Origin of the sequence: Albidovulum sp. (assembly GCF_049646345.1) — a bacterium.
Classification (GTDB): domain Bacteria; phylum Pseudomonadota; class Alphaproteobacteria; order Rhodobacterales; family Rhodobacteraceae; genus Albidovulum.
On sequence record NZ_JBARVQ010000424.1, the window covers coordinates 1 to 6,756 of the forward strand.

Sequence of the window (6,756 nt, forward strand, 5' to 3'; positions counted from 1 at the left end):
GGCCGAATTTCCGCAGGAAGAGGACAAGTGCCACCTCGCCCGCCTCATAAGCCAGCTTCCAATCCCAGGCGCCTGTCGCATCGGAGCCACCGAAGGCGCGCTCCATCTCAAGCCGCAGGCGCAGCGCGTCGATCTGGAAGCCCTGCGCCAGATCGGGCTGCAGCGCCTCGGCAACGGCGAGGATCGCGGCGGCAGGCTCAGGCAGGACAGGAACAACGACCGGCGTCAGCACGGTCGGGATAAGCGGTTGGAACGTCATCAGAACACCTCGGGTTGGGGAAAACGGTGAGCCGAAGGCGCTCTCGCGCAGCCTTCCAACTCCCCCTGCGCCATCCTGCCTCTGTCTCTCGAACGTCGATCCTCGGCAGAGCGGTGGTTGATTTTGTTCCTGATATGTTCTATATATGGAATCCAACCAGCAAGGGAGTTTCCCCGATGGAAGACACCACCTTCGCCCTGCCCGTGACGCCCAAACAGATCGCCTATGCGCGGTCGCTGGCGCTCAAGAACCAGACGCTGTTACCTTGGGAGGTACAGCAGGATCGGCGGGCCTTGAGTTCCTGGATCGATGCGCAGGCGAAGCTGAAACCGGTCTCCGCGCTCGACCAGCTGCCGTCCTCCAAGCAAGTCGCCTTTGCCGAGCGGCTCGCTCGTATCAAGCGGCGCGCCGTTCCGGACGAGTGCTTCCGAGACAAGGGCCTGATGTCGAAATGGATCGACGGCAACCGGTGACGAATATCAGTCAGCGGATGGCGTGTTGGCGTCCGGATCACCAAGGGATTCCTTCTGCCTGAGAAATGCGATCCGTAGCGCTTCCGTCGGTGATGACGGAGCGTCCAAAGCCTCGAAGAACGCCTGATAGTCACATGGCTTCAAATTTGTGATGTCAGGGCTGTTGCCATTTGCTGATTTCATTTCTTCGAACCTCCGAGGGAGCATGCGCTGTAACTTGTTAGCCGACAGCCCTAATCGAGTAATGCGGTGTCCCATCCCAAACAAGATCCCAAGACGCGCCCGGACGGACGCTCTGGATGGCGTGTGGCTCAAAGCAGACCAAGCAATTCCCACCAGGAGCCGGAGCCCGAACTGAAGGATAGATCAAGCCCCGGGATCCGGCTCGGCGCAGATGCTGGGCCAAGCTTTGACCTTCGGGATATCCGACCACCGGATCCGGATGCAGGGCAGGATGATCCGGCTCATCGGTCATGTCGTCGAACACCCCGATAAAATCGGCCAGCATTTCCACATAGCGCGCACTGTCATTGAAGCTGCCCGTAAAGCCAAGCTCCCGCGTCCGGTGCCAGGCCACTTCGCTGACGGAAACCATTACATCCCATGCGCAGTACCAAGCACCCCGCTCCTCGGTGTTGAAGCGGTTTCCGCCTGCGCGGGTGTAGGTGAAGGCTGCGTTGACATGACTGTCGCCATAGATGCGCAGGTCGCGGCTGCGGCGCTGCCACGCAAGCTCGCGCGGGTCCAAATGCGGGTTGCGGCCACGTTCCGCAAGAAGACGGCCGCTGGTCAGGCCCTCAATCTCTGCCAAGATATCCATCTCGTCATCGGTATCGACAAGACCGCGCAGAGCTGGCGGCTTGTGGTAGGTTGCGGGCAAGAGGCGAACGAGACCGCGATCGGAAATCTCGGTCTGCTTCATGCTCCACCACGCAACGCGTCAAGATAGGTCCGCACCGCAAGGATCTGAGGCAAACCGCCGTCGATAGCGGTGTCGACCGGACGATTACCCCCAAACAGCGGACCGGTGTTCGGCCGGGCGAACCAGGTTCGAGCCAGCGGCTCGGAAAAATAGAGTTCAAGCGATTTGTAAATGCCAATCACCGCACTGAGCCGCAGCAGTTGGTCCTTTGTCAGTTCCCCCGCGAAGTCCGGCTTCTTGGCGCGCTTCCACGTGCTCTCTGACATGTCGGCAAGGCCCGCCGCTTCCTTCAGGCTGAGACCCCAAGCATCGGCCACGCGGGCATAAGCCTTCAGCGCAACGGCGTTGATCTGGGCAGGTTCTCGGATCTTCTCTGCGACTTGCATGTTGTCCTCCATTGCCACTAACATAGTTCATATGGTCTCATTGTAAAGATCAAATGAACCGGTCGCTCTCTCACCCAAACCGCCGCCCTCCTTCGGTGAAGGTGTACTCGTTGACGATAATCCCCTCCTCGATGGCCTCGTCTGAGGTCAGATGGTCGTATTCGGCCTGAAGCTGGCGATAGACCCAACGTGCGAGATCACGCAGCGCTTCGGTCACAATTTCGTCCGCATCCTCAGTCGGCGGCTGCCAGATCGAGCTGTCGCGCGTGACGTCAACGGACATGGTATATTCGTGGTAGTAGCGACCACGGTGGCTGACCTCGGCGGCGAGCTGGTAGAAGTTCCGCCGCTGGATGGCCTGCAAGCGGTCGGCGATGCCATGCAGAGTCGCATCCGTCGGGGCGTAGTCCCGGATGTGCGCGGCGGCGCCAAGGGCGTGGGACCAGTAGCATTCGAACGACGCTCCATCGCCTTGGCTCCAGAACCCGGAAAACCAGATGCAGGGTTTCTGTCTTGTCCCACCGCTCATCAGGCGAACGGGCGTGGTCTTCAAACGAATGCCGAGGATTTCACAGACCCGCTCGAAATCTTCGTAGACAGCATCCCACCAGTCGTCATGGGGCCCGAGTTCGCGATACCAACTGCGGGCTTTCTCCTTGGCAGTGTCGGAAAGTTCGGGGAACTGATAAACCGTGGTGCAGATGATATCAGGCATCGCAGTCCTCCCCTCGCAACGTGGCCTCAAGCCATTCATGCGTGCTGGTCCAGCCGATGGATTTTCGCTTTCCGAGGTCAATGACATGCGCTCCACCGCCGATGGCGTCCAATCTGGGCCGGGAACAGGTGTAAGCGACTTCGAACCCCCAGAGACCGGTGAGCTCGATCTCTTCCGCTAGGCACAGCACGAAGCGTATGACGCCTTCGATATCGCCTTCCCCCTCATCGTCATGGAACCAGAGGATTGAGCTTTCGGGACCGTCCTGTTGCGTCATGGCAAAGCCAGAGTATTCCGGATCGTCGGCACCTTCATCGTCGAGATGCAGGCGGGTCAAAAGATCGAGCGCCGCGATAGCTTTTTCGGGCGAGCCTACGTCGAGGACGCAGGAAAAGTGGGTGAAGTAGTCAGCCATAGTACCTCCAGAAATGAGAAGGCCCGGCCAGAGGGCCGGGCGGATTGGAAAATGCGGGTCGAGGAACACCAATCACTTACAGGCGACTTGCGCCCGAACCTGAGCCTCTGCATGGGCCTGCAAGAGCTCGCGGTAGTAGCGTTTGCGCGCCGGACGCCAGCTGCGGACGGCCAGCGTGTCGGGATGCAGGCGACCAATGGCGATACGCAGCATCGCGAGTGGCGTGATCCCGGGCGAGACGCCGAGATTGAGGTATGCCCGGCTCATTTCAGCGGACCTCCACGACGGGTGGCGTCCGTTGCGGATCGACGAGCGCCTCAATCTTCTCCGTGCGGCCCATCCAAGGTTCTGGCCGGATCGCCTTGACCCAGTCGGTGAAGCTCGGAATGAACCCCAGATCCTCGCGGACGTGCTGCTCGCCCACCCAGCGGGTCGGAATGATCCTGCCGGTCGACAGCGTGATCGTCGGCCCGAAGACAGTCTCGGAAAGCCAGATTCCAGCCGCATGATGAAACATCGCGCGATGGCGGAAATCCGCAGAGTGGGCTTTCGAGCTATCGTACCAGGCATGGATGGGCTGGTAATCGTCGACCGTGCCGCCCCATTTTTTCACCGAGGAGAGCGCGTGGTGATACGGATGTGCCATCGCCGCCCCCTCAGAAATCATGGGTGAAGAGTTCGGACGACGTGAACCGTTCGTTGAACTCGAGATGGATGCAGCGGGCACCGGCGTCGAAGCAGAACTCGCCATAAGCGCCGTCGTTGTTTTCCCAACCGCCATGGGTGTCGCTGAGGAAATCATAGGCGAGCTGCTCGACAACATCTTCGAGCGAAAGCTGCCGCATCTCGACCTCGGGGCTGTCCCAGGTGATCGCGGCATAGGGAATTTCCACGGCAGGGAAAGCGACAGCTGTCTCCCCCGCCCATGCCGCGATGCTTTCAATCTGGCCGCTGTCGCCCTCGCCATCGAAGGTGACCGTGACATGAGAAATGCCGGCGGCGGTCAGGGCATCGAACAGGCGATCCTTGTTGGCCGGACGCAGTTCGGCCTCGCGGGCGGCTTGTTTGGCCTGCGCCGCGAACACTGCGGCGAAGTCGATGGAGGACGGCGGCATCGGCGCCGGAAGGGTGGGTTCAACCTGGGTCATGGGGGTCTCCGAAGAAGGGGAAAGGGTCGGAGCCCGCCGGGCACTCTCTTGCCCCGGCGAAGCTCACAAAAGCCCCCTGCCCTCCTCTGTCTCTCTGGGGTCATGCCGCGATCTGCAGGGTGCGGGCGGCAAAGGCGCGCCAGAGTGGATCCACGAGGCGAGCCTCCACGAGATCGGCACGCTGCCGCAGGCGGGTTGCGAGATCGCTCTCCAGCCAGTCCGCCGCGCGGCTTGCCTGCGCCCGAAGCTGGCTTGCTTCCATGACCACGACCCGGGCCTCAGTCGCGGTCATGACGGGGGCACACCAAGCGACTGCGCCATTCGCTGCAGCACCGGCAAGGACAAGACGCTCATCGCGGTCAAAGATCGCCAGCATGCGCGGTGCAGCATCAGGCGCCAGTTCTTCCGCCATTTTGATCGCGCCCCGCATGGCTTCGGCCAGCGCCGTGAAATGGCCGATGATCCGAGGACGCGCCTCTCCCGACATCGCAGCCGCAGGGTTGCAATCCGGCAGCGTCAGAGAAAAGGGCAGCGCGGGGTCAAAAGTGCTGTGCGCGACGACCGGCATGACGTCAGCCGGAAACGGGGTCGATAGGGCCGGAAAGGAAAGGTCGAACATGGGAAATATCTCCGACGGTGCGGGAAGCCTCTCTCCCCGCCTCAAGCGTCAAAGACCAAACCGCCGCCCTCTTCCTCGAAGGGGCGACGGAAGGTGTTGATCCGAAGGACGGGTCACATCTTGCCCAAACCCCGCAGCGAAAGCTCTTGGCCCCCACCCACGATGATGTGGTCATGCAAGGTCAGCCCGAGGTATTTGCAGCCCTTCTGGATTTCCTTCGTCATGGTGATATCCGCCTCGGAAGGCGTCGGATCACCGGAGGGGTGGTTGTGGACCACGATGAGGGCACTTGCGTTCAACATAAGCGCCCGCTTAATGATCTCGCGCGGATAGACCGGGACATGGTCCACGGTTCCGATCGAAAGCTGCTCGTCCGAGATGACGCGATTGCGTCGGTCGAGGTAGAGAACATGGAAGCGCTCCACCTCGCCGCGTACGGCCACCGCACAGTAATCGCGAACAGCCTGCCAATTGCCGAGGACTGGGTTCTGGTTCAGATAGCGCCCGAGGATTTCGCGGGCCTTGAGGATGACGGTTTCTTCATGCGGGGTCACGGGGGGGTCTCCGAAAAATGAAAATGCCGACGCCCCTGCCCTGTCGAAGGGCGGGCCATCGGCGCAATTATGAAAAGCTGACCGCCCAACGGGCTTGGGCGGTCAAGCGAACGACGCGCGGCCTCAGCCGACCCGGTCGAGGAGCTTCTTGGCCCGCCCCTCCATGTCGAGGCGGGCATCTTGCTGGGTCTTGTCACGCGCAAGCCGCGTAATGCCCTGCACGAAGTCGAAGATGCTTTCGGGCGGGCGGCCCTCTTCCATCAGCACCTTCTCAATGATCTTGCCGGCTTCGGCCTTCGAGAAGCCGCGCTTACGCAGGAAGTCATCCCGGTCCTCGTCCGTCCGCGCCACGATCTGCTGCCGCGCGGCCTTGATGCCGTTCACGAAGCCCTGCGGCGAGGAGTTGGCAAACCGCGTCAGCGCAGGGGCCGCTTCCTGCGCAAAACGAGAGGCGGCATATTTCGAGTGGCGGATCGTGATCTCCTGAAAATCCTCGACGCCCCAGAGGTTGCGGTTCTGGCACACCGCCCGCAGATAAAAACTCGCCATGCCAAGGGTCTTCGCCCCCACCTCGGAGTTCCAGCAGTAGAAGCCCCGGAAGTAAAGATCGGGGGAGCCGTCGGGCAGCCGACCCGCCTCGATCGGGTTGTGATCGTCGACGAGGAACAGAAAGACGTCGCGGTCCGAGGCATAGAGCGTGGTCGTGTCACGGCTGATCTCGACATCGGGGTTGTAGACCCCGGTCGACCAGTCAAGGACACCTGGCACCTTCCAGCGTGTATCGCCCGTGCCATTGCCCGCGATGCGCTGCACCGCCTCGACCAACTCATGGTCATGGATCCGGCCATAGTCGGGGCCGGTCACCGCGCGCAGTTCGGTGCGGCCATCCTCGGTCTCAAAAGTCTTCACTTGCTCAGCGCGGTGGTTGGTCAGGCCGTATTGCAGGTTGATCCCCGCCAGCGGCGCAGGCAGCTGGCGCAGATAGGACGCCGGCGCGCCGACGATGCTCGCTAGCTGGCCGAACGCCCAATGCGTGGGTGCGACCGGTTCATGCGCTTTCGGCAGGACCAGGTGCAGCCGCTCGGGGTTGTCGCGCGCAGCCTCGACGCGGATGTCCGCCGTCTGTACCACGCGGCTGCGGCTGCGTTCCGACCGGCCCTTCACATTGGCCCAGAGATCGTCGAGCGACAGATACCGCTCGTCATCGGGCCGGTTGAACCATTCGGACGACACCCGCCCGTTCCGCTCACCCCGGCTCACATCCA

Annotated in this window: 12 protein-coding genes; 1 reads left to right on the forward strand and 11 read right to left on the reverse strand. The window is 61.9% G+C overall.

What is annotated here, in order from left to right; translation table 11 throughout:
* On the reverse strand, positions 1-259 hold a 259-nt coding region (locus WBB85_RS10585), incomplete at its 3' end, for a hypothetical protein (protein ID WP_432638584.1).
* 176 nt (positions 260-435) lie between these two features.
* On the opposite strand from WBB85_RS10585, the gene WBB85_RS10590 reads away from it, so the two are divergent.
* Positions 436-732: a hypothetical protein gene (locus WBB85_RS10590; protein WP_305546093.1), complete on the forward strand. Its 297-nt coding sequence runs from the start codon at positions 436-438 to the stop codon at positions 730-732.
* Between the two features lie 220 nt (positions 733-952).
* On the opposite strand, the gene WBB85_RS10595 is transcribed toward WBB85_RS10590, so the two are convergent.
* The 10 genes from WBB85_RS10595 to WBB85_RS10640 all read right to left on the reverse strand — a co-directional run.
* Positions 953-1,654 (reverse strand): RES family NAD+ phosphorylase, encoded by a 702-nt coding sequence (locus WBB85_RS10595; protein ID WP_432638585.1) that lies wholly within the window; start codon positions 1,652-1,654, stop codon positions 953-955.
* Entirely contained in the window at positions 1,651-2,052 is a 402-nt protein-coding gene (locus WBB85_RS10600; RefSeq protein ID WP_432638586.1) for an MbcA/ParS/Xre antitoxin family protein, read from the reverse strand. The genes WBB85_RS10595 and WBB85_RS10600 overlap by 4 nt, the downstream gene beginning before the upstream one ends.
* Before the next feature lie 58 nt (positions 2,053-2,110).
* Positions 2,111-2,755 (reverse strand): antitoxin of toxin-antitoxin stability system, encoded by a 645-nt coding sequence (locus WBB85_RS10605; RefSeq protein ID WP_432638587.1) that lies wholly within the window; start codon positions 2,753-2,755, stop codon positions 2,111-2,113.
* Positions 2,748-3,170, reverse strand: a complete 423-nt coding sequence (locus WBB85_RS10610) for a hypothetical protein (RefSeq protein WP_432638588.1) — start codon at positions 3,168-3,170, stop codon at positions 2,748-2,750. Before WBB85_RS10610 ends, WBB85_RS10605 begins: the two co-directional genes overlap by 8 nt.
* 72 nt (positions 3,171-3,242) lie before the next feature.
* Positions 3,243-3,437 carry a hypothetical protein gene (locus tag WBB85_RS10615; RefSeq protein WP_119136868.1) on the reverse strand — a complete coding sequence of 65 codons (195 nt, stop codon included), beginning with the start codon at positions 3,435-3,437 and terminating at the stop codon, positions 3,243-3,245.
* 1 nt (position 3,438) lies between these two features.
* Positions 3,439-3,816, reverse strand: a complete 378-nt coding sequence (locus tag WBB85_RS10620) for a DUF6915 family protein (protein ID WP_432638589.1) — start codon at positions 3,814-3,816, stop codon at positions 3,439-3,441.
* Between the two features lie 10 nt (positions 3,817-3,826).
* Positions 3,827-4,318: a DUF6878 family protein gene (locus WBB85_RS10625; RefSeq protein ID WP_432638590.1), complete on the reverse strand. Its 492-nt coding sequence runs from the start codon at positions 4,316-4,318 to the stop codon at positions 3,827-3,829.
* Positions 4,319-4,418: 100 nt separating this feature from the next.
* A complete protein-coding gene (locus WBB85_RS10630; RefSeq protein ID WP_432638591.1) occupies positions 4,419-4,937 on the reverse strand; it encodes a DNA repair protein RadC in 519 nt (172 codons plus the stop codon).
* 113 nt (positions 4,938-5,050) lie between these two features.
* A complete protein-coding gene (locus tag WBB85_RS10635) occupies positions 5,051-5,491 on the reverse strand; it encodes a JAB domain-containing protein (RefSeq protein ID WP_432638592.1) in 441 nt (146 codons plus the stop codon).
* 123 nt (positions 5,492-5,614) lie between these two features.
* On the reverse strand, positions 5,615-6,756 hold a 1,142-nt coding region (locus WBB85_RS10640), incomplete at its 5' end, for a DUF932 domain-containing protein (protein WP_432638593.1).